Source organism: Micromonospora chersina, assembly GCF_900091475.1.
GTDB classification, from domain to species: Bacteria; Actinomycetota; Actinomycetes; order Mycobacteriales; family Micromonosporaceae; genus Micromonospora; species Micromonospora chersina.
Window position 1 is genome coordinate 394708 of sequence record NZ_FMIB01000002.1, and the last position, 24793, is coordinate 419500.

The following is a 24793-nucleotide window of genomic DNA, read 5'->3' on the forward strand; positions in this document are numbered from 1 at the left end:
CCGTCTACCCGCTGTGCCGCCGATGCAACGCCCCACCCGGCCGGGTTAATCGGTTGCCGGCGCAGGCGCCGGTTGCTGCAATCGACCACGACGTCCACCGAGGGGAGGAGCCCGAGAATGCGAGCCGCGTCGATGTCCCACCCGATGGCACTGATCGCCTACCCCGAGGACATGACGCTTCGTGAAAACCCTCAATCTCGGCATCCTCGCCCATGTCGACGCCGGTAAGACCAGCCTGACCGAACGGCTGCTGCACAGTGCCGGGGTCATCGACGAGCCCGGCAGCGTCGACGCCGGCAACACCCGCACCGACACGCTGGCGCTGGAGCGGCAGCGGGGCATCACCATCCGCTCCGCGGTGGTCTCGTTCGCCGTGGCCGGCACCACGGTCAACCTCATCGACACCCCGGGCCACCCCGACTTCATCGCCGAGGTGGAACGCGTGCTCGGCGTGCTCGACGGCGCGATCCTCGTGGTCTCGGCCGTCGAGGGCGTCCAGGCCCAGACCCGCCTGCTGGCCCGCACCCTGCACCGCCTCGGCATCCCCACCCTGTTCTTCGTCAACAAGGTGGACCGGGCCGGCGCGGACCCGGACCGGGTGCTGCGCCAGATCGCCGACCGGCTCACCCCGGAGGTCGTGGCCCTCGGCCGGGTCGACGCCACCGGCACGCCGGCCGCCCGCTGGATCCCGCACCCGCCCGGGGACCCCGGCCACCGGGCCCGCCTGGTCGACCTGCTCTCCGCGCACGACGACGCGCTGCTGGCGGCCTACGTGGCCGACGAGCGGGCGGCCACCCCGGACCGGCTGTGGGAGGCGCTCGTCGCGCAGACCGCCCGGGCCCGGGTGCACCCGGTGCTCGCCGGCTCCGCCGTCACCGGGGCCGGGGTCGACGCGCTGATCGACGCCGTCACCGCGCTGCTCCCCGCCACCGCGGGCGACGACCACGCCCCGCTCTCCGGCACCGTCTTCAAGGTCGAGCGCGGCCCGGCCGGGGAGAAGGTCGCGTACGCCCGGATCTTCGCCGGCACCCTGCGGGTCCGCGACCGCATCCGCTTCGGCGGCGGCCGGGAGGCCCGGATCACCGCCCTGGCCGTCTTCGACGGCGGCGACGCCACGCCCGGCGACGCGGCCGGGGCCGGCCGGATCGTCCGGCTGCACGGGCTGGCCGACGTCCGCGTCGGGGACGTGCTCGGCGTCCCGCCCGAGCGGCCGGCCGGCCGGCGGCACTTCGCCCCGCCCACGCTGGAGACGGTTGTCGAACCGGTGCGCCCGGCCGACCGGCCGGCCCTGCACGCCGCCCTGGCCCAGCTCGCCGAGCAGGACCCGCTGATCAACCTGCGCCAGGACGACCGGCGCCGGGAGATCGCCGTGTCCCTCTACGGCGAGGTGCAGAAGGAGGTCATCGAGGCCACCCTCGCCGGCGACTACGGCGTGCCGGTCACCTTCCGGGAGACCACCACCGTCTGCGTGGAGCGGGTGGTCGGCGTCGGCGCCGCCGTCGAGTGGATCGGCCGGGACCCCAACCCGTTCCTGGGCACCGTCGGCCTGCGCGTCGAGCCCGGGCCGGTCGGCGGCGGCGTCGAGTTCCGGCTGGGCATCGAACTCGGCTCGATGCCACTGGCCTTCCTCAAGGCCGTCGAGGAGACCGTCCGGGAGACCCTGGGGCAGGGCCTGCACGGGTGGGCCGTCATCGACTGCGTGGTCACCCTCACCCACGGCGGCTACTGGGCCCGGCAGAGCCACGCCCACGGCGTGTTCGACAAGAGCATGTCCAGCACCGCCGGGGACTTCCGGAATCTCACCCCGCTGGTGCTCATGACCGCGCTGAGCCGCGCCGGCACCCGGGTCCACGAGCCGGTGCACCGGTTCCGGCTCGACCTCCCCGGCGACGTGGTGGGCGCCGTGCTGCCCGTGCTCGCCGGACTGGGCGCGGTGCCCCGCGGCAGCACCCTGCGCGGCACGTCCTACCTGATCGAGGGGGAGGTGCCCGCCGGGCGGGTGCACGCGCTGGAGCAGCGGCTGCCCGGGCTCACCCGCGGCGAGGGCGTTCTGGAGGCCGAGTTCGACCACTACCGCCCGGTGCGCGGGCCCGCCCCGAGCCGGCCGCGCTGGGACCACGACCCGCTGCACCGCAAGGAATACCTGCTCGCCGTGGCGCGTCGGGTCACCGGCCCGCGCTGACCCGCCGCGGATACCGGGCCCGCACCGCGTCCACGCAGGTGTCCCGGGAAGTCGGGCCGCCGAACCGGAGCCGGTCGTAGCCGGTGAACGCCGGCTCCAGCGCGTCCAGCTCGTCGACCAGGGCGTGCAGCCGGTCGAGCCAGGCCGCCGACCCGGCGTCCGGCTCGGCCGGCGCGGCCCCGATCGCCGCGGTCAACTCGTCCTTGCGCCGGATCGACCCGGGCGTGACCGCGCGCAGGCAGACGTACCGGCCGCTGAGGTAGGCGTCCCACTCCGCCGTGCCGCGCTCCGGGTCCGCCCAGTGCCCCACGAACCACCCGGGCAGCGCGTCCACCCCGCCGGCCCGCTCGGCCAGCGCGAACAGGTCCGCCGGCACCATCTCCGCGCCGTCCGAGCGCAGGTAGCCCGGCAGCGGCAGCCGCCCGTCCAGCATCAACCGGCGTACGCCGTCCGCGTCCCGCCCGGACGCCGCGCAGAGCGCGTCGAGCGTGACGAACTGCCCGCTGACGTACGCGTCGTCCGCCGCCGTCATCGGATGCTCCCCGTTGACCTCCCGGAACCGCTCCGCCACGCGCCGCCGCCAGTCCATCCCGTGCCCCTTCCGTTCGCCCTGGCCAGAGGCTAGGCGCGGCACCGTTCGGCGCGGGCCGAAACGTCCTCGCGAAATACCGTTGCGGGGCTCGCGGCCCCGCCCGTACCGTGAACGGGCCAAGGTCAACCGGAGCCACCACCCAGGAGCACACCGTGTCGCAGCAGAACCGCACCCGAGCCGAGCGGCCCGCGCCGCGCGGCGGTGCCCTGCCGCGCGAAGCGGGCCAGGGTCGCTGCCGACGGCAGCAGTGGCAACCGGGGTGGTGGCGCGACTAGCGCCGGCGCGACAGACACGCGCAGCCGCCCGCCCCCGACCAGGGACCGGGCGGCTTTTCTCGTCACCGGGTCCGAGGGGCGTAGCTCAACGGAAGAGCACCGGATTCCAAACCCGACGGTTGCAGGTTCGAATCCTGCCGCCCCTGCATCACCCCGTCCCGACCTCCGGCCGGCGACGTCGCATCTTCTCAACTCCACAGTGGACGGCATGAGCACGACTCCCGGCCGGCGCGCCCAGCGCCGGCCGGGCAACCGGGACGAGGGAGCTGGCTGACCCGCTCGCCTTGGGCGCGAGAGACACGCGGTTCGATTCCGCGGTCCCGGACATCACGCGGACGGCATCCGTCGTCCCGCGGGCCGTTGGAGCAATGGGCAGCTCACCCGGTTCTCACCCGGGAGGCTACGGGTTCGAGTCCCGTACGGCCTACGCCTGGTCCCGGCCTCGGGACCAGCACGCGGTTGTAGCGCAGTCAGGCAGCGCGTCACCTTGCCACGGTGAAGATCGCCGGTTCGAATCCGGCCAGCCGCTCGACAACACCCCTGAACCGAGGAGACGACGATGGGTTTCACCCCGCTGGCCGGTACCCGGGCGCCGGTCCGGGTCTGGACCGACCCGTACACGATCGAGGCGCAGGCGGCCCGGCAGCTGCGCAACATCGGCGCGCTGCCCTGGGTGCAGGGCGTCGCCGTCATGCCGGACGTGCACTTCGGCAAGGGCGCCACGGTCGGCTCGGTCATCGCCATGCGGCAGGCCGTCTCGCCCGCCGCGGTCGGCGTCGACATCGGCTGCGGCATGTCCGCGGTCCGCACCTCGCTCACCGCGGCCGACCTGCCCGACGACCTCGGCCCGCTGCGGAGTGCCATCGAGGCGGCCATCCCGGTCGGCTTCGCCATGCGCGACGACGCCGTGGACCCGCGCCGGGTCCGCGGCCTGGAGCAGGGTGGCTGGGACGAGTTCTGGCGGCGCTTCGGCACCCTCGACCGGAAGGTGGCGCAGCTGGAGACCCGGGCGCAGCGCCAGCTGGGCACCCTCGGCGGCGGGAACCACTTCGTCGAGGTCTGCCTGGAGCAGGGCGGTCCCGACGACGGCCGGGTCTGGCTGATGCTGCACTCCGGTTCCCGCAACATCGGCAAGGAACTGGCCGAGCGGCACATGGCGGTGGCCCGCGGGCTGCCGCACAACGTCGACCTGCCCGACCGGGACCTCGCGGTGTTCCTGGCCGGGACCCCGGAGATGGACGCCTACCGCCGGGACCTCTGGTGGGCGCAGGAGTACGCGCGCCGCAACCGCGCCGTCATGCTCGCCCTGCTCTGCGGGGTGGTCCGGGACGAGTTCCCGCGGGTCGCGTACGACGAGCCGATCTCCTGCCACCACAACTACGTGGCGGAGGAGACCTACGACGGGGTCGAGGTGCTGGTGACCCGCAAGGGCGCCATCCGGGCCGGCCGGGGCGACCTGGGCATCATCCCGGGGTCGATGGGCACCGGGTCGTACATCGTGCGCGGCAAGGGCAACCTCGACGCGTACTGCTCGGCGTCGCACGGGGCCGGGCGGCGGATGTCGCGCGGGCAGGCGAAGCGGACGTACAGCACCGCCGACCTGGCAGCGCAGACGGCGGGCGTCGAGTGCCGCAAGGACGCCGGCGTGGTCGACGAGATCCCCGGCGCGTACAAGGACATCACCCAGGTGATGGCCCAGCAGGAGGACCTGGTCGAGGTGGTCGCCCACCTCAAGCAGGTCGTCTGCGTGAAGGGTTGAACCGACCGGCGCCCCGGGAGGGGGCGGGGCGCCGGTCGTCCGCCCCGGTGGCGCAGCGGAGAGCGCGCCGGTCTACGAAACCGGAGAGCCCAGGTTCGAATCCTGGTCGGGGCACGGTCCGCGGTCCGCGGACACCCATGCGAGCTGGTGCAACCAGGCAGCACATCCGACTCTGGATCGGAGAATTGAGGTTCGAATCCTCAGCTCGCAGCGACACCTACCGGCTGCGTCGGACGATCCGCACGCCGATCGCGACGGCGCCGATGACCAGCAGGCCGGCCAGGAGTTGGAGGCCGGGGGAGTCGTCGGCCTCCCCGTACACGATGCCGGCGACGCCGAGCGCGACGGCGAGGACGGCGACGAGGCCGAGCACGTACCTCATCGGTTCTCTCCCTCGTCCTCGACCCACTCGAGCAGGTCGCCGGGCTGGCAGTCCAGCACCCGGCACATGGCCTCCAGGGTGCTGAAGCGGACGGCCTTGGCGCGACCGTTCTTCAGCACCGCGACGTTGGCCGGCGTGAGGCCGACCCGCTCGGCGAACTCCCCGACGCTCATCTTGCGTTTGGCCAGCTCGACGTCGATGCGGACGACGATGGGCATCAGATCACCGCTTCCATGTCGGTCCGGAGCGTGGTGGCCTGCCGCAGCAGCGCGCGCATCACCACCATCAGGAGCCCCAGCGCGGTGACCCCGGTGACCAGCAGGAACAGCAGGAGCGGCAGCCCCGGGTCGTCGGCCTTGAAGCCGACGTAGAGGAACACGCCGACCAGCACCACCCACGCGGCGGCGATGGCCCACACGATCGCGTCGACCCAGCCCAGCGACGCCTCGCTGAAGATGCGGTCGTTCTTGACCAGGGTGAGCAGTTTCCAGGTGCACACGATCACCACCTGGACGCAGAGCACCCAGAACACGGTCACCGCGGTCGCCGGCCATCTCAGGTAGGCCATGTCCGGGTCCTCCCGGGCCATGTGGGCGAACTGCCCCGGGAGCGACATGGTCTGGAACAGGACCAGGATCCCGAACAGCAACGCGAGGAAGACTCTGAGCGGGAGAACCGCTCGCTGGGCTGTGAGCATGCATCGACTATCGCTCGTAACCTATCGAAAGTCAATCGGTTTCTCGCGACAATCCATGCCCCCGTGGCGCAGCGGAGAGCGCGTCGGATTCCGGATCCGAAGGTCGCTGGTTCGAATCCAGCCGGGGGCACGCACCGACCATGCCGTCCACTGTGGGGACCGTTCACCGGCTGGCGGCCATGTCGACCGGGATGCGGACCACGTTGATGCGGGACCCGTCGCGCGCCGACACCTCGTACACCTCGATCGTGCCCGGTCCGGCCGCCGGGCGCCGGTAGCGGACCTCCACCCGGTAGCCGCCGCGGCAGCCGGAGCCGCAGGAGGCCGTCGTGAACGCCGTGCCGATCTCCTGGCCCGCCGCGTCCAGGACCCGGACGCTCACCGTCGCCTCGTACACGTCGGCGGTCCCCGTGACGGCGACCGGACTGCCGACCCGGTCGCCGATGGCCGGGGCGGTCACCACGATCGACGGCAGCAGGTCGGCGTAGTCGTCCCGCCCGGTCGCGGTGTCGGCCGGGGCGAAGGCGACCCGCCGCACGGTGGGGAACTGGGTGAGCGTCCAGACCACCTGGGCCCGGCGCAGCCGCGCGGTGGCCGCCCCGCCGGCGTCGAAGCCGGCCGGCGGCAGCAGCGTCGCCACCCCGCCGGCGATGCGGGTCACCTGCGTGCCGGCCGGGACCAGGGTGGTCAGGCCGGCGGCCGTCTCGGCCGCCGAGGGGCCGGCGGCCAGTTCGGTGAGGGCCAGCCGGGACGTGGCCACGGTGGCGGGCAGCGTGCGCCGGGTGGGCACGAGCTTCCCGGTCCGCGCGAACCAGAGCTGCACGGTCAGCGTCCCGTCCGGTCCGGTCGGCGCGGCGGTGGTCGGCGTACCCGTCGTGGCAGGTGCCGTCGGGGTGCGCGACGCGGACGGCGTCGGCGCGGTGGGCGAACCGGTCGGGGCGGTGACGGTGGTGGGTGACGGGCCGGCCGGGGCGGGGCCGAGGGTGCCGGTGCGCGGCGGGGCGCAGCCGGCGGCGAGCAGCAGCAACAGCGCGGCGAGTGGCGGGATCAGGCGTCGCATGGCGGGCCCCCGGGGTCGAGGGGGAGGGTGAGACGGAAGCGGGTGCCGCGGCCGACCTCGCTGGCCACGTCGAGCCGGCCGCCGAGCAGCCGGGCGTTCTCGCGGGCGATGGCCAGGCCGAGCCCGCTGCCGGGGCCGGTGCGGGCCGGGTCGACCTTGTAGAACCTGTCGAAGACGTGCGCCAGGTGCTCGGCGGGGATGCCGGGCCCGCGGTCGGCCACCTCGATGACGAGTTCCGCTCCGGTGTGCCGGAGTTCGGCGCGCAGGTCGCCGCCGCCGTGTTCCACCCCGTTGGCCACCAGGTTGGTGAGGATCCGTTCGAGCCGGCGCGGGTCGGTGACCACCGGCGGGGCGTCGCCGGCCACGGTGGCCCGGGCGGCGTCCCCGTGGGCGGCGACGATCCGGCGCAGCAGCGCCCCGGCGTCCACCGGGCGGGTGGCGAGCACCTCCCGCCCGGCGTCCAGGCGGGAGATCTCCATCAACTCCTCGACCAGCCGCCGCAGCCGGACCACGTCGGCGACGAGCAGTTCGGCGGCCCGGCGGGCGTCGGCGGGCAGGGTGTCGAGCTGGTCGGCGAGCAGCGAGGCCGCCGCCACCAGGGCGGTGACCGGGGTACGCAGCTCGTGCGCCACGTCGGCGGTGAACCGCCGCTCCCGGGCCTGCGCCTGGGACAGCGCCTCGATCTTGGTCTCCAGCGCCTCGGCCATCTCGTTGAAGGAGGTGGCCCAGGCGCTGAACTCGTCCCGGCCGCGCACGGGCAGCCGGGTGTGCAGCAGCCCCTCGGCGACGGCCCGGGCGGCCCGGCTGGCCCGGCCGACGGGTTCCAGGGTGCGGCGGGCGAGGGCGTTGCCCACGGCGGCGGCGACCAGCACCACCGCCGCCCAGCCGATCACCGAGGCGGTGCGGAGCTGGTCGAGGGCGTCGACGAGGTCGTCCTCGACGGTCACCACGTACAGCTCGGCGGTGGAGCCGGGGATGCGGCCGCCGACGACCAGCAGGTGCGGCCGGCCGGGGCTGCGCTGGAAGCCGAGCTGCCCGGCGGCGACTGTCGCCCGCAGGTCCGGGTCGGGGGTGGGCGCGTACCGCGGGTTGGACGCCTGGGTGTCGCCGGCGACCAGCACGACGTGCCGGCCGGACTCCTCGAAGCTGGCCAGCAGGTCGGCGCGGCGGGCGTCGGTCAGCGGCAGGAACTGCGCGGCGACCACCAACTGGTAGCGGGCGTCGGCCGCGGCGCGTTGCAGCGAGCCGTCGAACCGGGCCTGCCGCAGCATGACGTAGGACCCGGTGGCCAGGGCGCCGGCGGACATGCCGGCGACCAGGACGAACGCGACGACGAGCCGGCGTCGCAGCCGCCCGGGTACGACTGTGCCGGCCACCATGGCGCGCTCACCCCGTCGAGAGCTTGTAGCCGGCCCCGCGGACCGTGCGGATCAGGGTGGGCGCGCCCGGATCGTCCTCCACCTTGGCGCGCAGGCGCTGCACGGCGACGTCGACGAGCCGGGAGTCGCCGAGGTAGTTGTGTCCCCAGACCCGGTCGAGCAGCAGCTCGCGGGTGAACACCTGGCCGGGCCGCCGGGCCAGTTCCAGCAGCAGCCGGAACTCGGTGGCCGTGAGGGTCAGCTCCCGGCCGTCCTTGCGGGCCACGAAACGGGCCGGGTCGATCTCCAGCGGCCCGGCGGACACGGTGGTCTCGGGAGCCGGGGCGACGGTCCGGCGGAGCACGGCGCGGACCCGGGCCACCAGCTCCGGCAGGTCGAACGGCTTGCGCAGGTAGTCGTCGGCCCCGCATTCCAGGCCGACCACCACGTCGATGGTGTCGGTACGGGCGGTGAGCATGAGGATCGGCACCTGACTGGTGCGCCGGATCTCCCGGCACACCTCGAATCCGTCGAGGCGGGGGAGCATCACGTCGAGCACGATGAGGTCGACCGGGCCGGCCCGCCACGCGGTGAGGGCGGCCACGCCGTCGGCGGCGGTGTCCACCCGGAACCCGGCCCGGCGCAGGCCGAGGGCCGTCACCTCCCGGATGGAGGCGTCGTCCTCGACGACCAGCACGCGGCCCTCCATGACCACTCAGGGTAGTCCGGCGCCACGCCGCGGGGCGTGGGCGCAACGGACGGTGAAGAGGGGCCGGTCGGCCCCTCCCACCTGCGGAACTGTCACGCCTGCCACTGGTGGGCCACGTCGATCACGATGCGGCTGTGCGTGCCCGGGCCGCTGAGTACGAAGACCCGGAACGGCAGTCGGGCGCGGACGCCGACGGCGAAGGTGGTGTAGCCCTCGAAGCTGCCGCCGAAGACGACGTCCCGCAGCGTGCGGTAGCCCAGCACCGTCGCGGCGTGCTCACCGGCGCGGTACGGCACGGTGGCGAGGTGCGCCTCGTCGTACGCGGGCGCCCGCAGCGACACCGACAGCAGCGCGCCGCCGGCGGTGTACGGGCTCAACGCGAGCCCCTGCCCCTCGGTGTACGTCTCGCCATAGGCGACGGAGTAGCCGTTGGCCGGTCCGGCGAACTCGAAGACGACCCGGTCCCAGCAGTCGTGCCGGCCGGTGCGGACCTCGATCAGCGGGTGGCTGCTGAGGGCGCCGGCCGACCTGGCCGTGCTGCCCCAGGTGATCCCGCAGTACGGCGCCGCCGCGGTCGCGCCGCCCGTGCCGGCGACCAGCCCGCCGAGCACGACGACAAGCGCCAGCAGTGTTCTCCTCAGTCTCATGGTGGCCTCCCTGGCGGTGTGCCGGGACCCCGTCCGGTGTTCCTGCCCCGACGGTCGGCGCGCCGTGCCACAGCGGCTTCGCAGCCGGGTAACCGCCGGGTAACAGAGTCAGCCGGCGGCCGGGGGCAGCCGGTCCGGGTCGGGCAGGGTGCGCACCGGGGACCGGTACAGCGGCAGCCAGGTGAGCGCGGCGCCGATCGCGCCGACCCAGAGCGGGGTACGGGGGCCCGCGTACTGGCCGAGCAGGCCGGCCAGCCCGGCGCCGACCGCGATCGCGCCGGTGAGCAGGAACCGGAAGGTGGCGTTCATCCGGCCGAGCAGCGCGTCCGGGGTGGCCCGCTGTCGCAGGCTGACGCCGATCACGTTGCCGATCCCGGTCCGCCAGGCCAGGGCCAGCCAGCCGAGGCCGGCCAGCCACAGCCACGCTCCGGTGTCGACCAGGGCGACCAGTGCGCCGGCGGGGGCCACCAGCAGCCCGGGCACCCAGAGCGCGCGACCGTGCCCGATCCGGGCCGCCAGCGGACGGGCGGTCACGGCGCCGAGCAGAGCTCCGACCCCGCCGACGCCCAGGAAGATGCCGAGGGCGCCGGCGCCGAGGCCCAGGTCGCGCAGGAAGACGACCGGCAGCATCGTGGTCATCAGGTTCACGGTGAGGTTGATGCCGGCCAGCGACACGGCCAGCGGGCGCAGCAGCGGGCTGCCCAGCACGTGCCGGACGCCGTCGGCGAGTTGCCGGCCGAAGCCGCCCGCCGGACGGTCCCGTCCGGTCCCGGCGGTGGCGACGGGGCGTACCCGGGTGAGGGCGAGCGCGGACAGGAGGTGGGTGACCGCGTTCAGCGACAGGGCGAGCGGGGCGCCGAGCCACTGCACGAGCAGGCCGCCGAATCCCCGGCCGCCGATCTGGACGGTGGCGTTGGTGGTCATGAGCAGCGAGTTGGCCGCCACCAGGCGGTCCCGGCCGATCAGCTCCGGCAGGAAGCTCTGCGCGGCCACGTCACCGAAGACCGTGCCGACGCCGGCGAGCAGCACGACCGCGTAGAGCTGGGCGAGGGTCAGCGCGTCCGCCCACCAGGCCAGCGGGACCGAGGCGTACAGGGCGGCGCGGGCCAGGTCGGCGGCGACCATCACGGTGCGGCGGGGTGACCGGTCCACCCAGACTCCGGCGGGCAGCCCGACCAGCAGGAAGGCGGCGGTGCCGAGCGCCGCGAGCAGGCCCACCTGGCCGGGGGTGGCGGCGAGCACCGACACCGCCAGCACCGGCGCGGCCAGGTAGCCCACCTGGAAGCCCAGGGCGTCGGCCATATTGGCCGCGTAGACGTAGCGGAACGGGCGGGGCCAGCGGGTGGCCGCCGGGACGGTGGTGGTCATGACAGGGACCCTGGTCGGGGCCGCCGCCGAGGTCGATAAGTTTGAGCCCTGTCGAATCCGTCGGGAGGTGCGGGTGCTGAGTGTCGCGGTGGGGGTGCGGGACCTGGCCGGGATCCGGTTCGCGATCTCGCCGCTGTGGGAGGCGGTCGCCAGCGTGCGGGTGCTCCGGAGCCCCGACTGGTTCCCCGCGCACCAGCTCTGGCACCGGCAGGTACGGCCCCGCCTGTCCACGGTGGACTGGCAACTCCTCGCCGATCTCGTGCCGATGCCGACAGTGGTGATCCCCAGCTTCGTCTGCCCGCCCCCGCCGTCGGCCCTGCCCACCATCGACTGGGAACTGGCCGTGCTCGCCGCCACCCCGCCGGAGGTGGTCCGGGCCGGCCTGGACGAGCTGCCGGGGCCACGCCCGCACCGGCTCGCCGCCCTGTACGACGACCCGCCGGCCGGGCTGGCCCACCTCGCGCGGGTGATCGCCGACTACGTCGAGGTGGCGATCGCCCCGTACTGGCCCCGGATGCGGACCCTGCTGGAACGCGAGGTGCTCGTCGGCGCCGGGCGGATGGCGGCCGACGGCGTGCGCGGTCTGCTCAACCGGATCGACCCGTACGTCTCCTGGGACGACGCGACGTTGCACGTCGACCACCTCACCCGCGCCGGGACGGTCGACCTGGGCGGGCGGGGCCTGCTGCTGGTCCCGTCGGTCTTCGGCGGCGCGCGGGTCTGGTCCAACCTGTCCGAGCGGACCTCGCAGCCTCTCCTGCGCTATCCGGCCCGCGCGGTCGGGACGCTCTGGGAGCGCAGCGCCGCCCCGGCCAGCGCGGCGCTCGCCCGGGTGCTGGGGCGGACCCGGGCCACCCTGCTGCACGAACTCGCCGTGCCGGCCGCCACGACCGAGCTGGCCCGGCGGTGCGGCCTCAGCGCCGGCACGGTCTCCCACCACCTGACCGCGCTGCGCGACGCCGGCCTGGTCGGCACGCACCGGGCCGGGCGGTTCCTGCTGTACGCCCGGACCAGCTCGGCCGAGGCGCTGCTGGCCGGCGCCGGGTCGCCCGAGCCGGCCGGCGGCTGAGTCCGAGGTCAGCCGTGCACCGGGTGCTCGGCCTGGAAGGCGAGCCGGTGGTCGGCGCCGGCGGCCAGCCCGGCGAGCACGTCGTCGAGGTCGAGGAACGCCTGCCAGGCCGGCTGCCCGGTGATCCCGGCGAGCCGGTCCACCACCAGCTCCTCCAGGTCGGTGACGCGCCTGCCCTTCCACACCTTGTCGGCGAGGCTGACCAGCAGGTCCTCCAGTTGCACGCCCGGCGCGTGCCAGGCCGCGTGCGTGACGGCGAAGCGGGCCCGCTCCTCGGGTACGCCGAAGCGCAGCAGCAGCTGGTAGCCCGCCTCCTCGTGTGCCGAGCCGGGCCCGGACAGCTCCCCGGGGTGCTCGACCTTGCCCAGGTCGTGGATGGCCGCCCCGAACAGCACCGCCTGCCTGTCGAACGGCACCAGCGGGAAGCGGTCGGCGAACGCCACGGTGAGCTGCCGGGCCACGTCGTGCACCAGCCGCAGGTGCGCCGCGAGCCGGGGCGGCGCGTCCAGGGCGGCGAGCAGTTCGGCGGCGACACCGGGCAGGGGGAGCACCGGCGGGTCGCCCGGGTCGGTGAGGGCGCGGCGCAGCGCGTCGGAGGTCACCGGGGCGAGGGTACGCGCCCGCGGCCCGTGACCACACGGGATGACCGTGTGGCCGACGTCGGACCGGCCACTCGTCCGATCCCGCGGTGAGCGTCCGTTCAGGAGGGTGGGGCGACGTCTATCACGGGGGTGTACATGACCGATTTGAATCGCCGTGCCCTGCTGCGCGCCGCCGCGCTGGCCGGGGCGGCCACGGCGACCGGGCTGGCCGGCGGGCTGACCGCGGCGGCGCCCGCCGCGGCGGCGGAGTCCACCGAGGTGGTCAACGGGCCGTGGCTCGTCACCGGCAGCGCGGGGCTGCTCCAGATCAACCCGGGCCACACCACGCCGCAGGTGCTGCTGCCCTACGCCTACGACGCCACCACCTCGCCCGACGGCCGGTACGTGGCCGTGAACCACGTGCCCTACGCGGGCGAGACCGGACCGAACCTGTCGCTGTACGACCGGGTGACCGGCGAGGTCCGGAAGCTGATCAGCGACCCGTTCGGCGTCTACTACGAGTGGCCGACCTGGTCCCCGGACGGGACCGAGGTCGCCCTGGTCGTGAACCACGACACGCTGGTCGCGGTGAACGTGGCCACCGGCGCGCGACGGGTGCTCGTCCAGGGACACACCATGTACCGCCCCAACTGGTCCCGGGACGGCGCCCTGATCGTCATGGAGTGGATCAGCCGCTCCGAGGGGCACCAGCTGCGGATGCTCGAGGTGGCCACCGGCCGGGTGCGCCGGGTCTACCAGCCCGAGGAGGGCGAGCGGTTCGGCTGGCCGGTCTTCATGCCCAACTCCGAGCGCGTCGTGTTCTGCACCAACCGCTGGACGCGGGACGTGGACATCGTCGGCGGGTCCCTCGGCTCGGTGCGGATCGACGGCACCGGCGTGAAGCGGCTCACCGACGAGCCGCGGGTGTACCTGTCGCCGGTGTTCTCGCCGGACGGCCGCTACTGCGCGGCGCTGTCGGTGCCGCCGACGAACGAGTACCCGGACGGCGGCAACATCATCGTCTCGACCAGCGGCTTCGGCGAGCCCTGGTGGATCCCGGGCGACGAGTACGACGACAGCATGCGGGTGGACTGGGCCCGCGCCATCTGAGCACGACCCGCGACGCGGCGGCCGCTGCCGGCCGCCGCGTCGCCGTGTCCGGGGCCGGACCGCGCTCCCGGGCGGGCGCGCCAACGCGGCGCCCGGTGACCGCACGGCCGAGCGCGGACCGGCTGCTCGTCCGATGCCGCCCCGGTCCTCCCTTCAGGAGGGTGGAGCGACGTCTACCACGGGGGTTTGCATGACTGGAATGAATCGACGGGCCCTGCTGCGTACCGCCGCGCTGGCCGGGGCGGCCACGGCGACCGGGCTGGCCGGCGGGCTGACCGCGGCGGCGCCCGCCGCCGCGGCGGAGTCCACCGCGGTGGTCAACGGGCCGTGGCTGGTCAGCGTCGGCTGGGGCGTGCTCCAGGTCAACCCCGGCCGCACCACGCCGCAGCGGCTGCTCGACGACGGCGACCAGGCCACGACGTCGCCCGACGGCCGCTACGTGGCCTGGATCAACAACGCCCGGTCGGGCGACGGCAGCCTCGAGCCGTACGTGCAGCTGTTCGACCGGGTGACCGGCGAGACCCGCAAGCTGCTCGCCGACCCGTTCGGCACCCACTACGGCGCCCCGACGTGGTCCCCGGACGGCACGCAGATCGCCCTGGTCATCGGGTACGACACCCTTGTCGCGGTCGACGTGGCCACGGCCGCGAAGCGGGTGCTCGTCCAGGGTCACACGATGTCGTACCCGAACTGGTCGCGGGACGGCTCGATGATCGTCACGCGCTGGGTCAGCCGCTCGGAGGGGCCGCAGCTGCGCACGCTGGAGCTGGCGACCGGCAAGGTACGGCCCATCTACACCCCGGAGGCGGCCGGCGAGCTCTTCCACGGGCCGGTCTTCATGCCCAACTCCGAGCGGGTGGTGTTCTGCACCAACCGGTGGACCCGGGACACCGAGGTGCCCGGCGGGCAGGCGCTCGGCTCGGTGCGGATCGACGGCACCGGCCTCAAGCGGCTCACCGACGAGACCCGCTACTACCAGTCCCCGGTCTTCTCGCCCGACGGGCGCTACTGCGCCGCCCTGTCGATCCCGCCGACCAACGAGGCCCCGGACGGCGGCAACATCATCGTCTCGACCAGCGGCTTCGGCGAGCCCTGGTGGATCCCCGGCGACGAGTACGACGACAGCAGCCGGCTCGACTGGGCCCGCGCCATCTGACCCGACACTCGCGACGCGGCGGCCGGCATGCCGGCCGCCGCGTCGGCGTACCCGGGTGGATTTCCGGGCCGCCGGCCGGCAGCGGTGCGAGGCTGGAGACGGGCGCCGCCGACGGGGGCGACGACCGCAGTGGAGGTACGATGGCCGAGCCGCCGACCGGGACCTCGTCGCGCAGCGCGCAGGCGCACGGCCGCCGCGCCAACCGGCGCAGCTACCACGACGGCGCGCAGGTCAACGGGTACGTCGACGACCCGTACCACCGGATCCGCCGGGCCGTCGCGGCCCGGCTCATGGTCGACGGCGTGCCACCGGGACGGCCCGTGCTGGAACTGGGCTGCGGCCCGCGCAGCATGCTCGACCCGGCGGCGCTGCCCGGCCCGCTCGTGGTGGCCGACATGGCCGAGACCGCGCTCGGCGCGGCCCGGCGGGCCGCCGGCGGGGCGGCCCTGCCGGTCTGCCTGGACGCCACCCGCGGCCTGCCGTTCCGCGCCGGCAGCTTCGCCGGCCTGCTCACCGGCGAGCTCATCGAGCACGTCTACGACCCGCTCGCGCTGCTGCGGGAGTGCCACCGGGTCCTCGCCCCGGGCGGCCTGCTCGTGCTGACCACCCCCAACCTGGCGCCGGCTCAGGACCGGCTGGCCTTCCTCGCCGGGCGGGCGCCCCGCCAGGTGGACCCGCTGCACCCCTACCTGTGGCTGCACATCCGGCCGTTCACCGCGTCGCTGCTGCGGCGGGTGCTGTGCCGGGCCGGCTTCGCGCCGCTGGCGATCCGGTCCAACGAGGTCGGTTGGCGGCTCCCGGGTGGACGGTGGGTCGCCTCCCGGCTGCTGGCCCGCGTCGCGCCGGGGCTCGGCGGCTCGCTGATCTGCGCCGCCCGGCGCACCGCGGAGACGCCGTCACCGCGGGGTACGGGCCACCCGAACAGCGCGTGATTGTGATATTGACAAAGGGCTATCATGGAGGTTCCGTCGTCGACCGGGGGATGTCATGGCGCGCCTGTTCACCTGGGTCGTCAACAATCTCGACGCGTTCATCGGCCTGCTCCTCGCCGTGACCGTGGCCGTTCTCGGCCTGACCAACACGGTCAGCCAGGACGTGGTCAACAGCGCCATCCTGCTGGTCCTCGCCGTCCTGGCGCAGGCCGTGCTGCGCGACCGGCTGCGCCGGGAGACCGCCCAGCAGCAGGTGCGCGAGGTCATGCGGGACACCCGCGACCGGCTCACCGAACTGGTCCCGCAGATGCACGAGATCACCGGCCCGGACGGGGCGCTCAACCGGGCCCGCGACGCGATCGACAGCGTCTCCATGGTGCGGGTGCTGCACGGCAGCGAGGTCGGCCGGGCCCTCGCCGAGGCCCGCCAGCACACCGACTCGTGGGCGTTCAAGGGCGGAACGGGCACCTTCACCCGGGCGGTCACCCTGCCGCAGTGCCTGGAGCACGCCCGTCGGCGCAACGCCACCCTGAGCTTCGCCATCGAGATCATCGACCCCACCGACGAGGACGTCTGCGAGCGCTACGCGCGGTTCCGGCGCAGCCTCGACCCCGACGCGCCGGGGGAGCGGTGGACCGTCGACCGCACCCGCAAGGAGTCCTACGCCACCGTGCTGGCGGCCTGCTGGCACCTGCAACGCTCCGGGCTGCTCACCGTCGAGGTCCGGCTCTCCGCGCAGATGACCACCTTCCGCTACGACCTCTCCTCGTCCTGCGTCATCATCACCCAGGAGAACCCGCAGACACCGGCCCTGCGGATCGACCGCCGGGAGCTCTACTACAACCGGTTCAACATCGAGCTGGACTACAGCCGCAAGCAGAGCCGGCGGGTGCCCATCGAGGCCGCCGCGACGGTGAAGCTTGACGACGAGCCCTCCGTCGAGCAGGTGCGCAAGCTGTTCGCCGCGCTCGGGCTGCCGCTGCCCCGGTCCTTCGGCGACCGCGAGGTCGCCGACATCGTGAGCCGGGCCATCCAGGCGAGGAACCCGTACGAATGATGACCTACGCCGACCTCGAACGGGAGATCGACCGGGGCGCCCGGCCGGAGTTGCTGCGCGGCTGGGTGCTCGACGTCCTCGACGACGTCGCCGAGGGGCGGCGACCGCTGCTGGCCGTCCGCCACCCGCTCGGCTTCACCTGCCTGCCGGTGGAGCGCACCGGTCCCGACGGCATCTGCGTACACGCCTGGCCGGCCGACCCGCCGCCGGTGCGGCCCACCACCTCGACCATGCACTCGCACAGCTGGGACCTGCTCAGCCACGTGCTGCACGGCACGGTCCGCAACGAGCTGATCGAGGTGACCGACGCCCCCGCCGACCCGGCGTGGCGGATCTACGAGGTGCACAGCCGCGGCGACGTCGACGAGATGGCGGCCACCGACCGGCTGGTCACCGCCGTGACCGCCACCGTGGAGACGCACACCGCCGGCGACTCGTACGCGCTGCGCGCCGGCGGCTTCCACACCTCGGAGGTCGACGCCGGCGAGCCGGCGGTGACCGTGGCGCTCGGCCGGACCACGCCCGGCGTGTGCGACCTGAGCCTCGGCGCGGTGGACGGGCGCAGCCACCGGATACGCCGGGACCGCTGCGACCCGGCGGAGACGGCACGGATGGCGCGGGACATCGCGCGACTGGTGGCACGGGGCTGACTGGCTGGAGGAGCCATGGAGATGGAGCCGAACAGAGGCGGGCCCGACCTGCGCGACGCGCACCGGTTCGCGGTGGAGGCGGCCCAGGCGGCCGGGCGGCTGCTGCGCCGGGGCACCCGGGGGGAGCTGCACGCCCGGGCCAAGAACGACTCCGGTGACCTCGTCACCGACCTGGACCTGGCCGCCGAACGGCTGATCGTCGACCGGATCCGGGCCCGCTGGCCCGAGCACGGGGTGATCGCCGAGGAGGGCGGCGAGTACGCGGCCGACACCTCCTGGGCCTGGCTGGTCGACCCACTCGACGGCACCAACAACGTGGCCATCGGGCTGCCCGCGTACGTGGTGGGGATCGCCCTCTGCGACCAGGGCTCGCCCGTGCTCGGCGTGGTGCACGACCCGGTCGCCGGCCGCACCTGGTCGGCCGTGCGGGGCGGGGGCGCCTTCGTCCACGAGTCCGGGCCCGCCGGCCGACCCCTTGCCGCGCCCCGCCGCCCCGTGCCGACCGCGCCGGTGCTGGCCTGGACGCAGGGACACGAGGTGGCCCGGGACGACAGCACCGCCCGCGCGCTGAAGGTCGTGCTCGACACCACCGCCCGCCGGGTGCTGCAACTGTGGGCGCCACTGCTGTCCTGGGTGATGCTGGCCCGCGGCGACATCGACGGCATCGTCGGCTACCGCCCCGAGGCGGTCGACCTGCCGGCCGGGATGCTGCTGGCCGCCGAGGCCGGCATGGTGGTCCGCGCCCTCGACGGCGGCTGCTTCGACGACCGGTACGGCTCCCCGGCGGACCGGCGCAGCTTTGTGGCCGGACCACCGGAGACCATCGACCGGCTGGTCAAGCTGGTCACCGCGGCGCAGTGGATCGAGCCGCAGGTCCGCCAGCTCACCCCGATCAGCCTCTCCACCGTCGGCTGGTAGGGGCATACTCGGGGCGGTGACGACCGGCAGGCCAGACAGATCCCGCGACCGACGCCGCGTCGCACGCGTCGTTCTCGCGCTCGGCGGGGCCGCGGCCGTTCTCGCCCTCGCCGTGGTCGTCGCACCCCTGCTGCGGCCGCCGGGTCCGCGCCCGCCCTTCCAGCTCCCCGTGTCCTGCGGCGAGACCTGGCGGCTGGGCACGTACCCCGGCCACGACGACTTCGACGTCGACCTGTTCCCCGCCGAAGGCGACGCGTGGGGGCGGCCGGTGCTCGCGTCCCACGCCGGCACGGTCACCGTGGCGGGGATCAACGGGTCGCTGGGTGGGCGTACCCCGGACAACCCGAAGGGTCCGCGCGGCCGTGGCGGAGGCTACTGGGTGAAGATCGACCACGGTGGGCGGTGGGAGACGCAGTACCTGCACCTGCTCGAACCGCCCCTGGTCCGGGCCGGGCAGCGGGTCGCCCAGGGTGAGCAGCTGGGGCGGGTGGGCAGCACCGGAAACTCCGGCGCGCCGCACCTGCACTACGAGCAGCACCGGGGCCGGGAGAAGGTCGAGACGTGGTTCGACGGTGTGCCGTCGGGCATCACCGACGACGACACCGAGTACAGCGTCACGCTCACCAGCGGCAACTGCCCGGCCGATCGGCCCTAGGTGGTGACCTGCCTACTTGATGACGTGAAAGTCGGGGTGCGCGATCCAGGCGGCCATCGCCGCCGCGTCGAGATAGACCGCGTCGCCGACCGGGATGCAGCGGCCTGCGTCCGCGAGACGGTGCAGCAGCTCTGCGGCGGGCGGGTCGTGAAACTCGACGAACACCCAGCCGTCGGTCCGCCGCGCCACTCGCTGAGCCATCCGGGCGAGCGCGGGACGACCGCCGACGTTGCTGACGAAGATGTGCAGCCCGACGTCGCAGCGCATGGTCACCCCACTTGCCCGCTCCACGACTCGCAGCTCCTCGGGATCGGTCTCGGCGTCCGGAGACTGGAGGTGGTAGCCGTAGGGCAGGCCGTCAGTGGAGTGCCAGTCGCTCGGGTCCGGCTCATACCGGATCAGGCCTTCGGCGGTCATCTCGTCCATCAGGATCGGTTCGACCCGCTCGGCCGGGTAGGGAGTCAGGACGCTCAAGGCTGTTCCACCCACAGGCGAGGAGTAGACAGCACTCCGGCTCGCCTTGCCACCCGTATCGGGCGGTCCGCCACCGCTCGGCACGCCGTCCGCCCTGTCGGTCGATCTTGCACCCACACAGTGAGCGATTCGTGCTAGCTTCTGCGTCGCTGTGCGCTACGGCGATTCGAGGAGGTGAGACCCATCAACGGTGTGACAGGTCGGGGCTCCCTCCCTCGCACGGCCTAGGGAGTGCCCGGAGAAGGCATCCCGAAAGGCTCGACAGCCATGCGCGTGAACCCCGCGACGTCGTCGGACGGCGTCTCCGAACAGCTCTTCACCCTCGGCGAGATTCCCGGCGTGCTGTGGACGCCGGACGGCGCCGCCGGCACCCGCGCCCTCGTCCTCATGGGACACGGCGGCGGCCAGCACAAGAAGGCCCCCGACATCGTGGACCGCGCACGCCGCTTCGTGGCGGAGTGCGGTTACGCGGTCGTGGCGGTGGACGTGCCCGGCCACGGTGACCGGCCCACGGATGAGCGGTACGACCGGATCGCGACCGAGAACCAGGCCCGCGTGGCCGCCGGAGCGGAACCGGCTCCGCTCATCGCCGGGTTCCAGGCGCTTGTGGCCCGCCAGACCGTGCCGGAGTGGCAGGCGGTCCTGGACGCGGTCCAGGGTCTCCCACACGTCGGCGCCGGCCCCGTGGGCTACTGGGGCGTGTCGTTGGGGTGCGGCCTCGGTGTGCCGTTCGTCGCCGCCGAGCCCCGCGTTCGCGCGGCGGTGCTCGGCCTGGGCGGTGCGCTGGCGACGGCGGAGGTCGCCGCGCGGATCACCGTCCCGGTGGAGTTCCTGTTGCAGTGGGACGACGAGCGGGTGCCGCGCGCCCAGGGCCTGGCGCTGTTCGACGCCCTGGGCTCGGCCGAGAAGACCCTGCACGCCAACACCGGCGGGCACGGCGAGATGCCGGCCTTCGAACTGGACAGCACGCTGCGTTTCTTCGCCCGGCACCTCGGCTGACCGCCGGCCCGCGACCCCCGGTCCATCCGGGAGTACATCCAGTTCCCGCCCTCCCGGAGCACCTCGTCGACTCCCTGCGCCACCTGACCGAGCTCGCCGCGACCTCCCCGGCCCCGCAGCCCCGCGGTTAGGCGGCGCGGCCGCGCGCCTCGGCCGCCGGCTGCCGCAGCCGCTCCGCCAGGAACGCCTCCCAGGTGCGGACGCCGAGGGTGGCGCCGGGGCCGGTGAGGTTGTCCCCGTTCCGGTACGCCCGGCCGGCCTTGCCGGGCAGCCGGACCGGCAGCCGCAGCCGGCGCCGGCCGACGGCCGTCAGGTAGCCGGTGAGCAGCTCGTCGAGGCCGTACACCCGGGGGCCGGCCAGCTCGGGCGCGAGGCCGGCGGGCGCGCCGAGCGCCAGCTCGACCATCCGGGCCGCCACCTCGCGGGCGTCGACCGGCTGGAGGCGCAACCCGCCGGGGACCGGGACCACCGGCAGCTTCGCCATCTTCTCCACCATGGTCAGCGTCAGGTCGTGGAACTGGGCGGCGCGCAGCGTGGTCCAGGGCACGCCCGACCCGGCGACGGCGCGTTCGGCGTCCCGCTTGGACCGCAGCCAGGCCAGCGGCACCCGGTCCGCACCGACCACCGAGATGAACACGAGGTGCCGCACGTCGGCGCGCCTGGCTGCGTCGACCAGGTGGCGGGTGGCCACGTCGTCGCCCTTGGGGCCCCCGGCCAGGTGCAGCACGGTGCCGGCCCCGCGTACCGCCGGGTCGACGCCCGCGCCGCTGAGCAGGTCGGCGGTGACGTGCTCGACGCCGTCGGCGGGCCGGCCACCGCGGCGGCTGAGCACCCGCACCGGCTGGCCGGCGTCGCGCAGCAGCGGCACGACGAGCCGGCCCAGGGTGCCGGTGCCGCCGGTGACCAGGATGGGTGCGTTCATGTCGTCCTCCGTGTCTGGCAGGTCCGTTACGGTTCGGGCTTCACCGGCTCGACCCGTGGCGGGTCGCAGGTGTGACAGACGTGATCGGCGCCACACGCCGTCACGCCGGCGGGCCGGCCCGGGTCGGTCAGGCGGGACCCCGCGAGGAAGGACTGGGACATGGGCGAGGACACCTGGCTGGCCGAGCGGTTCGAGCAGCAGCGCCCGCAGCTGCGGGCCGTGGCGTACCGGATGCTCGGCTCGCTGAGCGAGGCCGAGGACGCCGTGCAGGAAACCTGGCTGCGGCTGGCCCGGACCGACACCACCGAGGTGGACAACCTGGCCGCCTGGCTGACCACGGTGGTGGCCCGGGTCTGCCTGAACACCCTGCGGGCCCGCACCACCCGGCGTGAGGACCCCCTCGACGTACGCCTGCCCGACCCGGTCGTCGACGTCGCCGAGGCGGACGCCGATCCCGCGCACGCCGCGGTGCTGGCCGACTCCGTCGGGCTGGCGCTGCTGGTGGTCCTGGACACCCTCAACCCGATCGAGCGGCTCGCCTTCGTGCTGCACGACATGTTCGGCGTGCCCTTCGAGGAGATCGGCGCGCTCGTCGACCGGTCGCCGGCCGCCGCCCGGCAGCTCGCCAGCCGGGCCCGCCGCCGGGTACGCGGGCAGGCGCCCGCACCGGACCCGGACCTGGCCCGCCAGCGGGAGGTGGTCACCGCGTTCCTGGCGGCCGCCCGGGACGGCGACTTCGACGGGCTGGTCGCCGTGCTGCATCCCGACGTGGTGCTCCGCTCCGACGGCGGTACGGCCCGGGCCCGGCACTCCACCGTGCTCACCGGCGCGCGGGTGGTGGCCGCTCAGGCCACCACGTTCGGCCGGTTCTCGCCGTTCGCCCGGCCGGTGCTGGTCAACGGCGCCGCCGGGGTGCTGGTCAGCGCGGCCGGCCGGCCGCTGTCGGTGATGGCGTTCACGGTCACCGGCGGGCGGATCGCCGCCATCGACGTGATCGCCGACCCGGAGCGGCTGGCCGCGCTCGACCTCGGCCACTGAGCCTGCTCCCGACCGGCGGCCCCGCGACGTCGGCCGGCCGTCGGGGCCGGTGTCAGGGGACGACGACCAGGTTGGCCATGTCGACCACCGGCCGGTAGCCGAGGTTGGCGTAGATCCGGTTCGAGGTCGGGTTGGCCTGGTCGGTGAAGAGGCACACCCGGGCGCCCTCGGCCCGCAGCAGCCGGGAGACCTCCGCGACCGCGTTGCTGGCCCAGCCGCGCCCGCGCTGCTCCGGCGGGGTGTAGACCGGGCCGATCCGGGCGACGCCGAACGACGGCGGGTTGGCGGCGGTGAGATGCACCCGCCGGCCCGCCTCGTCGGTCCAGAACCACACCCGTCCGCCCCGGATCCGGCGCAGCAGCTCGGCCCGGTCGGGGGTCTCGTGCGCGCTGACGCCGCGCGGGCGGCCCGCCTGCTCGTCGGCGTCGGCCATGAACGCGTCGAACCACTCGGCGGTCAGGTCGACGTCCTCGTCGGTGGCGACCCTCAGCGCGCCGGGCACCCGCGCCGGCTGCACGAGGTCGCCGAGCTCGTGCAGCCGGGTGTGCTGGGCGACCTCGACCCGGCCGCCGCCGAGCCGGGTCACCTCGGCGGCGCACCGCCGGACCGTGGGCAGCGCGCCGTTGACGGCGCGTACCTCCTCCCCGCGCTCGTGCCACACCCGGGCCAGCGCCACGGCCGCCTCGTCGGGCATCGGCAGGAGGAACGGCGGCCGCGGCGCGAAGGGAGCCGCCCGCATCCCGGCGCCCACGACCGCGCCGGACGCGTCCCGGACCACCAGCCACCAGTCGTCGTCGGGCGGTGGGAACCCGTCGGCGCGCCGGGCCACCATCCGGTGCGCGAGGGTGGCGACGACCGTGCCGACCACCGGGTTGGCCGCCAGGTAAGCGCCGGCGGCGGCGAGGAACTCGCCCGGATCCGTGCAGAAGTGCAGGGTCGGCTCGCTCATGCGCCGCACGGTAGCCCGCTGCCGGGCCGCGGCCGTACCCGATTTCCGGCGCCGCGTCGGGCTGGTGCTCTGATCGAGAACTTTTGAGGCGGTGGTATCAGCCGAAGAGGGCGGCGGGGATGTCGGCGTAGAAAAGGGCCGGATCGCGGGAGAGCGACGCCTTGACATTCGCGGTGGGACGGTCGGCGACGACTTCGAGCCTGCCCGCTTCCAGGCCGTCCAGAGCCAGGGAGACCACCTCGTGGGGCGGAAGTTTGGGGATGTCCACGCCGGCCATCATGTCGGTGTCGGCGATGGCGAGAGCCAGGGCGGTGACCTGCGTCCTCTGGCCGGCCAACTCGAGTCTGATGCCGTTGGTGAGAGACCATTCCGCGGCTTTGGAGGCGGCGTAGCCGTTGCTGCTGGGAGCGAAGGCGTACCAGCTCAGCGCCGAGATGACGTTGAGGATCGCGCCACCGGCAAGTCTCGGGGCGAAGGCGCGGGTGACGTTGAGGGTGCCCCAGAAGTTGGTGTCGAACTCGCGGCGGATGTTCTCCATGGACGGCCCGAGCAGGGGTGCGTCCGTGGAGATGCCGGCGTTGTTGATGAGGACGTCGAGGTCGCCCACCTCGGCTGCCGCGGCGTCGATGGACCTCTGGTCGGTGATGTCCAGCCGCAGGGGGACGACGCCGGGAATGTCGATCTGGTCGGGGCGGCGCGCGGTCGCGTAGACGGTGGTGGCGCCGCGGGCGAGCAGAGCCTCGGCGAAGGCCCTGCCGAGCCCGCGGTTGGCGCCCGTTACGAGTGCTTTTGTGCCTTTGATCTGCATGCTGCTACCCTAAAACCTGACGTTGACGTCAGAGGCAAGTATTGCGAGGTGGGTCACTGTGCGGATCGGCGATCTGGCGACCCGGACCGGGGTGAGTGTTCGCGCGCTGCGGTACTACGAGGAGCAGGGGTTGCTGGCCTCGACGCGGAGTGAGAGCGGGCAGCGGCTCTATGGGGAAGCGGCCGCCAACCGGGTGCGGCTGATTCAGCAGTTGTACGGTGCGGGACTGTCCAGCAAGACGATCGCGGAACTCCTGCCGTGCGTGGACGCCAAGGTCAGCACGCCGGAGTCGCGCGAACGGCTGGCGGCGGAGCGGGACCGGATCAACACGCAGATCGCCGAGCTGATCATCGCCCGGGACAGGCTCAACGACATCATCGACGTGGCGTCGGGGCCGAACCCCGACTGTGACTACGTATGAGCACGGGGTCTGCCAAGGCCCCTCC

27 protein-coding genes and 7 tRNA genes are annotated in these 24793 nt (G+C 74.2%); 20 read left to right on the top strand and 14 right to left on the bottom strand.

What is annotated here, in order from left to right; all coding sequences use genetic code 11:
* The first annotated feature begins 181 nt into the window (after positions 1-181).
* Entirely contained in the window at positions 182-2182 is a 2001-nt protein-coding gene (locus GA0070603_RS01710; protein WP_091306093.1) for an elongation factor G, read from the top strand.
* On the opposite strand, the gene GA0070603_RS01715 is transcribed toward GA0070603_RS01710, so the two are convergent.
* Positions 2166-2771, bottom strand: coding sequence for a DUF6058 family natural product biosynthesis protein (locus GA0070603_RS01715; protein ID WP_091306095.1), 606 nt, complete (start codon positions 2769-2771; stop codon positions 2166-2168). The genes GA0070603_RS01710 and GA0070603_RS01715 overlap by 17 nt on opposite strands.
* Positions 2772-3123: 352 nt before the next feature.
* Between GA0070603_RS01715 and GA0070603_RS01720 the strand changes: the two genes are divergently transcribed.
* The 7 genes from GA0070603_RS01720 to GA0070603_RS01745 all read left to right on the top strand — a co-directional run bounded on the left by GA0070603_RS01720 (position 3124) and on the right by GA0070603_RS01745 (position 5019).
* Positions 3124-3195 (top strand) — tRNA-Trp (locus tag GA0070603_RS01720).
* A 106-nt stretch (positions 3196-3301) separates the two neighbouring features.
* Positions 3302-3374, top strand: a tRNA-Pro gene (locus GA0070603_RS31360).
* A gap of 29 nt (positions 3375-3403) precedes the next feature.
* A tRNA-Glu gene (locus tag GA0070603_RS01725) sits at positions 3404-3476 on the top strand.
* A gap of 28 nt (positions 3477-3504) precedes the next feature.
* Positions 3505-3578 (top strand) — tRNA-Gly (locus tag GA0070603_RS01730).
* 30 nt (positions 3579-3608) lie between these two features.
* Complete coding sequence (locus tag GA0070603_RS01735) at positions 3609-4808, top strand: RtcB family protein (protein ID WP_091306097.1); 1200 nt, start codon at positions 3609-3611, stop codon at positions 4806-4808.
* A 41-nt stretch (positions 4809-4849) separates the two neighbouring features.
* Positions 4850-4922: transfer RNA gene (locus GA0070603_RS01740), tRNA-Arg, on the top strand.
* 24 nt (positions 4923-4946) lie between these two features.
* Positions 4947-5019 (top strand) — tRNA-Gln (locus GA0070603_RS01745).
* 6 nt (positions 5020-5025) lie between these two features.
* On the opposite strand, the gene GA0070603_RS31365 is transcribed toward GA0070603_RS01745, so the two are convergent.
* The 3 genes from GA0070603_RS31365 to GA0070603_RS01755 are packed head-to-tail and all read right to left on the bottom strand — an operon-like array spanning position 5026 to position 5887.
* Positions 5026-5190: a hypothetical protein gene (locus tag GA0070603_RS31365; protein WP_167544465.1), complete on the bottom strand. Its 165-nt coding sequence runs from the start codon at positions 5188-5190 to the stop codon at positions 5026-5028.
* Entirely contained in the window at positions 5187-5408 is a 222-nt protein-coding gene (locus tag GA0070603_RS01750; RefSeq protein WP_091306100.1) for a helix-turn-helix domain-containing protein, read from the bottom strand. The genes GA0070603_RS31365 and GA0070603_RS01750 overlap by 4 nt, the downstream gene beginning before the upstream one ends.
* The gene (locus GA0070603_RS01755) at positions 5408-5887 is read right to left on the bottom strand and encodes a DUF2975 domain-containing protein (RefSeq protein ID WP_091306103.1); all 480 of its coding nucleotides are present in this window, start codon (positions 5885-5887) and stop codon (positions 5408-5410) included. Before GA0070603_RS01755 ends, GA0070603_RS01750 begins: the two co-directional genes overlap by 1 nt.
* A 57-nt stretch (positions 5888-5944) precedes the next feature.
* On the opposite strand from GA0070603_RS01755, the gene GA0070603_RS01760 reads away from it, so the two are divergent.
* Positions 5945-6017: transfer RNA gene (locus GA0070603_RS01760), tRNA-Arg, on the top strand.
* Between the two features lie 33 nt (positions 6018-6050).
* On the opposite strand, the gene GA0070603_RS01765 is transcribed toward GA0070603_RS01760, so the two are convergent.
* From GA0070603_RS01765 to GA0070603_RS01785, 5 genes are all read right to left on the bottom strand, one after another.
* Positions 6051-6947, bottom strand: coding sequence for a Gmad2 immunoglobulin-like domain-containing protein (locus GA0070603_RS01765; RefSeq protein WP_091306106.1), 897 nt, complete (start codon positions 6945-6947; stop codon positions 6051-6053).
* Complete coding sequence (locus GA0070603_RS01770) at positions 6935-8326, bottom strand: ATP-binding protein (RefSeq protein ID WP_091306109.1); 1392 nt, start codon at positions 8324-8326, stop codon at positions 6935-6937. Before GA0070603_RS01770 ends, GA0070603_RS01765 begins: the two co-directional genes overlap by 13 nt.
* Before the next feature lie 7 nt (positions 8327-8333).
* Positions 8334-9014: a response regulator gene (locus GA0070603_RS01775; RefSeq protein ID WP_091321391.1), complete on the bottom strand. Its 681-nt coding sequence runs from the start codon at positions 9012-9014 to the stop codon at positions 8334-8336.
* 92 nt (positions 9015-9106) lie between these two features.
* Positions 9107-9661: an AMIN-like domain-containing (lipo)protein gene (locus tag GA0070603_RS01780; RefSeq protein WP_091306112.1), complete on the bottom strand. Its 555-nt coding sequence runs from the start codon at positions 9659-9661 to the stop codon at positions 9107-9109.
* A gap of 108 nt (positions 9662-9769) precedes the next feature.
* Complete coding sequence (locus GA0070603_RS01785) at positions 9770-11029, bottom strand: MFS transporter (RefSeq protein WP_091306115.1); 1260 nt, start codon at positions 11027-11029, stop codon at positions 9770-9772.
* A gap of 73 nt (positions 11030-11102) precedes the next feature.
* On the opposite strand from GA0070603_RS01785, the gene GA0070603_RS01790 reads away from it, so the two are divergent.
* Positions 11103-12098 (top strand): ArsR/SmtB family transcription factor, encoded by a 996-nt coding sequence (locus GA0070603_RS01790; protein ID WP_208862778.1) that lies wholly within the window; start codon positions 11103-11105, stop codon positions 12096-12098.
* An 8-nt stretch (positions 12099-12106) separates the two neighbouring features.
* On the opposite strand, the gene GA0070603_RS01795 is transcribed toward GA0070603_RS01790, so the two are convergent.
* Positions 12107-12700 carry an HD domain-containing protein gene (locus GA0070603_RS01795; RefSeq protein ID WP_091306120.1) on the bottom strand — a complete coding sequence of 198 codons (594 nt, stop codon included), beginning with the start codon at positions 12698-12700 and terminating at the stop codon, positions 12107-12109.
* A 135-nt stretch (positions 12701-12835) separates the two neighbouring features.
* Here GA0070603_RS01795 and GA0070603_RS01800 point away from each other — a divergent pair, with 135 nt between their 5' ends.
* The 7 genes from GA0070603_RS01800 (at position 12836) to GA0070603_RS01830 (ending at position 19157) form a co-directional block, all read left to right on the top strand.
* Positions 12836-13789, top strand: a complete 954-nt coding sequence (locus tag GA0070603_RS01800) for a TolB family protein (protein WP_091321393.1) — start codon at positions 12836-12838, stop codon at positions 13787-13789.
* Positions 13790-13988: 199 nt separating this feature from the next.
* On the top strand, positions 13989-14945 hold the full coding sequence (locus GA0070603_RS01805; RefSeq protein WP_244282349.1) for a TolB family protein: 957 nt from the start codon (positions 13989-13991) through the stop codon (positions 14943-14945).
* 140 nt (positions 14946-15085) lie between these two features.
* The gene (locus GA0070603_RS01810) at positions 15086-15877 is read left to right on the top strand and encodes a class I SAM-dependent methyltransferase (protein WP_091306126.1); all 792 of its coding nucleotides are present in this window, start codon (positions 15086-15088) and stop codon (positions 15875-15877) included.
* Positions 15878-15932: 55 nt separating this feature from the next.
* Positions 15933-16934: a hypothetical protein gene (locus GA0070603_RS01815; protein WP_091306128.1), complete on the top strand. Its 1002-nt coding sequence runs from the start codon at positions 15933-15935 to the stop codon at positions 16932-16934.
* Complete coding sequence (locus GA0070603_RS01820; protein ID WP_091306131.1) at positions 16931-17584, top strand: hypothetical protein; 654 nt, start codon at positions 16931-16933, stop codon at positions 17582-17584. The genes GA0070603_RS01815 and GA0070603_RS01820 overlap by 4 nt, the downstream gene beginning before the upstream one ends.
* Before the next feature lie 21 nt (positions 17585-17605).
* Positions 17606-18502 carry an inositol monophosphatase family protein gene (locus GA0070603_RS01825; protein WP_244282350.1) on the top strand — a complete coding sequence of 299 codons (897 nt, stop codon included), beginning with the start codon at positions 17606-17608 and terminating at the stop codon, positions 18500-18502.
* Positions 18503-18518: 16 nt separating this feature from the next.
* Positions 18519-19157 carry a M23 family metallopeptidase gene (locus GA0070603_RS01830; protein WP_091306135.1) on the top strand — a complete coding sequence of 213 codons (639 nt, stop codon included), beginning with the start codon at positions 18519-18521 and terminating at the stop codon, positions 19155-19157.
* Positions 19158-19169: 12 nt separating this feature from the next.
* Here GA0070603_RS01830 and GA0070603_RS01835 read toward each other — a convergent pair whose 3' ends face one another.
* Positions 19170-19631, bottom strand: a complete 462-nt coding sequence (locus tag GA0070603_RS01835) for a hypothetical protein (protein WP_091306138.1) — start codon at positions 19629-19631, stop codon at positions 19170-19172.
* A 267-nt stretch (positions 19632-19898) separates the two neighbouring features.
* Here GA0070603_RS01835 and GA0070603_RS01840 point away from each other — a divergent pair, with 267 nt between their 5' ends.
* Positions 19899-20630 carry a dienelactone hydrolase family protein gene (locus GA0070603_RS01840; RefSeq protein ID WP_091306140.1) on the top strand — a complete coding sequence of 244 codons (732 nt, stop codon included), beginning with the start codon at positions 19899-19901 and terminating at the stop codon, positions 20628-20630.
* Between the two features lie 127 nt (positions 20631-20757).
* Here the strand turns inward: GA0070603_RS01840 and GA0070603_RS01845 are convergent, their stop codons facing one another.
* Positions 20758-21552, bottom strand: a complete 795-nt coding sequence (locus GA0070603_RS01845) for an SDR family oxidoreductase (protein WP_091306142.1) — start codon at positions 21550-21552, stop codon at positions 20758-20760.
* Between the two features lie 159 nt (positions 21553-21711).
* On the opposite strand from GA0070603_RS01845, the gene sigJ reads away from it, so the two are divergent.
* Entirely contained in the window at positions 21712-22590 is an 879-nt protein-coding gene (gene sigJ / locus GA0070603_RS01850) for an RNA polymerase sigma factor SigJ (protein ID WP_091306144.1), read from the top strand.
* Between the two features lie 52 nt (positions 22591-22642).
* Here sigJ and GA0070603_RS01855 read toward each other — a convergent pair whose 3' ends face one another.
* Both GA0070603_RS01855 and GA0070603_RS01860 read right to left on the bottom strand, forming a co-directional pair.
* A complete protein-coding gene (locus GA0070603_RS01855) occupies positions 22643-23539 on the bottom strand; it encodes a GNAT family N-acetyltransferase (RefSeq protein ID WP_091306147.1) in 897 nt (298 codons plus the stop codon).
* A gap of 97 nt (positions 23540-23636) precedes the next feature.
* Entirely contained in the window at positions 23637-24347 is a 711-nt protein-coding gene (locus GA0070603_RS01860; protein ID WP_091306150.1) for an SDR family oxidoreductase, read from the bottom strand.
* A 58-nt stretch (positions 24348-24405) separates the two neighbouring features.
* Between GA0070603_RS01860 and GA0070603_RS01865 the strand changes: the two genes are divergently transcribed.
* On the top strand, positions 24406-24768 hold the full coding sequence (locus GA0070603_RS01865) for a MerR family transcriptional regulator (RefSeq protein ID WP_091306153.1): 363 nt from the start codon (positions 24406-24408) through the stop codon (positions 24766-24768).
* The last annotated feature ends 25 nt before the right edge of the window (positions 24769-24793 follow it).

Coding starts and splice junctions, on each gene's coding strand:
- GA0070603_RS01715 (WP_091306095.1), bottom strand. CDS start 2,771: ATGGACTGGCGGCGGCGCGTGGCGGAGCGGTTCCGGGAGGTCAACGGG.
- GA0070603_RS01735 (WP_091306097.1), top strand. CDS start 3,609: ATGGGTTTCACCCCGCTGGCCGGTACCCGGGCGCCGGTCCGGGTCTGG.
- GA0070603_RS31365 (WP_167544465.1), bottom strand. CDS start 5,190: ATGAGGTACGTGCTCGGCCTCGTCGCCGTCCTCGCCGTCGCGCTCGGC.
- GA0070603_RS01750 (WP_091306100.1), bottom strand. CDS start 5,408: ATGCCCATCGTCGTCCGCATCGACGTCGAGCTGGCCAAACGCAAGATG.
- GA0070603_RS01755 (WP_091306103.1), bottom strand. CDS start 5,887: ATGCTCACAGCCCAGCGAGCGGTTCTCCCGCTCAGAGTCTTCCTCGCG.
- GA0070603_RS01765 (WP_091306106.1), bottom strand. CDS start 6,947: ATGCGACGCCTGATCCCGCCACTCGCCGCGCTGTTGCTGCTGCTCGCC.
- GA0070603_RS01770 (WP_091306109.1), bottom strand. CDS start 8,326: ATGGTGGCCGGCACAGTCGTACCCGGGCGGCTGCGACGCCGGCTCGTC.
- GA0070603_RS01775 (WP_091321391.1), bottom strand. CDS start 9,014: ATGGAGGGCCGCGTGCTGGTCGTCGAGGACGACGCCTCCATCCGGGAG.
- GA0070603_RS01780 (WP_091306112.1), bottom strand. CDS start 9,661: ATGAGACTGAGGAGAACACTGCTGGCGCTTGTCGTCGTGCTCGGCGGG.
- GA0070603_RS01785 (WP_091306115.1), bottom strand. CDS start 11,029: ATGACCACCACCGTCCCGGCGGCCACCCGCTGGCCCCGCCCGTTCCGC.
- GA0070603_RS01800 (WP_091321393.1), top strand. CDS start 12,836: ATGACCGATTTGAATCGCCGTGCCCTGCTGCGCGCCGCCGCGCTGGCC.
- GA0070603_RS01805 (WP_244282349.1), top strand. CDS start 13,989: ATGAATCGACGGGCCCTGCTGCGTACCGCCGCGCTGGCCGGGGCGGCC.
- GA0070603_RS01810 (WP_091306126.1), top strand. CDS start 15,086: ATGGCCGAGCCGCCGACCGGGACCTCGTCGCGCAGCGCGCAGGCGCAC.
- GA0070603_RS01815 (WP_091306128.1), top strand. CDS start 15,933: ATGGCGCGCCTGTTCACCTGGGTCGTCAACAATCTCGACGCGTTCATC.
- GA0070603_RS01820 (WP_091306131.1), top strand. CDS start 16,931: ATGATGACCTACGCCGACCTCGAACGGGAGATCGACCGGGGCGCCCGG.
- GA0070603_RS01825 (WP_244282350.1), top strand. CDS start 17,606: ATGGAGCCGAACAGAGGCGGGCCCGACCTGCGCGACGCGCACCGGTTC.
- GA0070603_RS01840 (WP_091306140.1), top strand. CDS start 19,899: ATGCGCGTGAACCCCGCGACGTCGTCGGACGGCGTCTCCGAACAGCTC.
- GA0070603_RS01845 (WP_091306142.1), bottom strand. CDS start 21,552: ATGAACGCACCCATCCTGGTCACCGGCGGCACCGGCACCCTGGGCCGG.
- sigJ (WP_091306144.1), top strand. CDS start 21,712: ATGGGCGAGGACACCTGGCTGGCCGAGCGGTTCGAGCAGCAGCGCCCG.
- GA0070603_RS01855 (WP_091306147.1), bottom strand. CDS start 23,539: ATGAGCGAGCCGACCCTGCACTTCTGCACGGATCCGGGCGAGTTCCTC.
- GA0070603_RS01860 (WP_091306150.1), bottom strand. CDS start 24,347: ATGCAGATCAAAGGCACAAAAGCACTCGTAACGGGCGCCAACCGCGGG.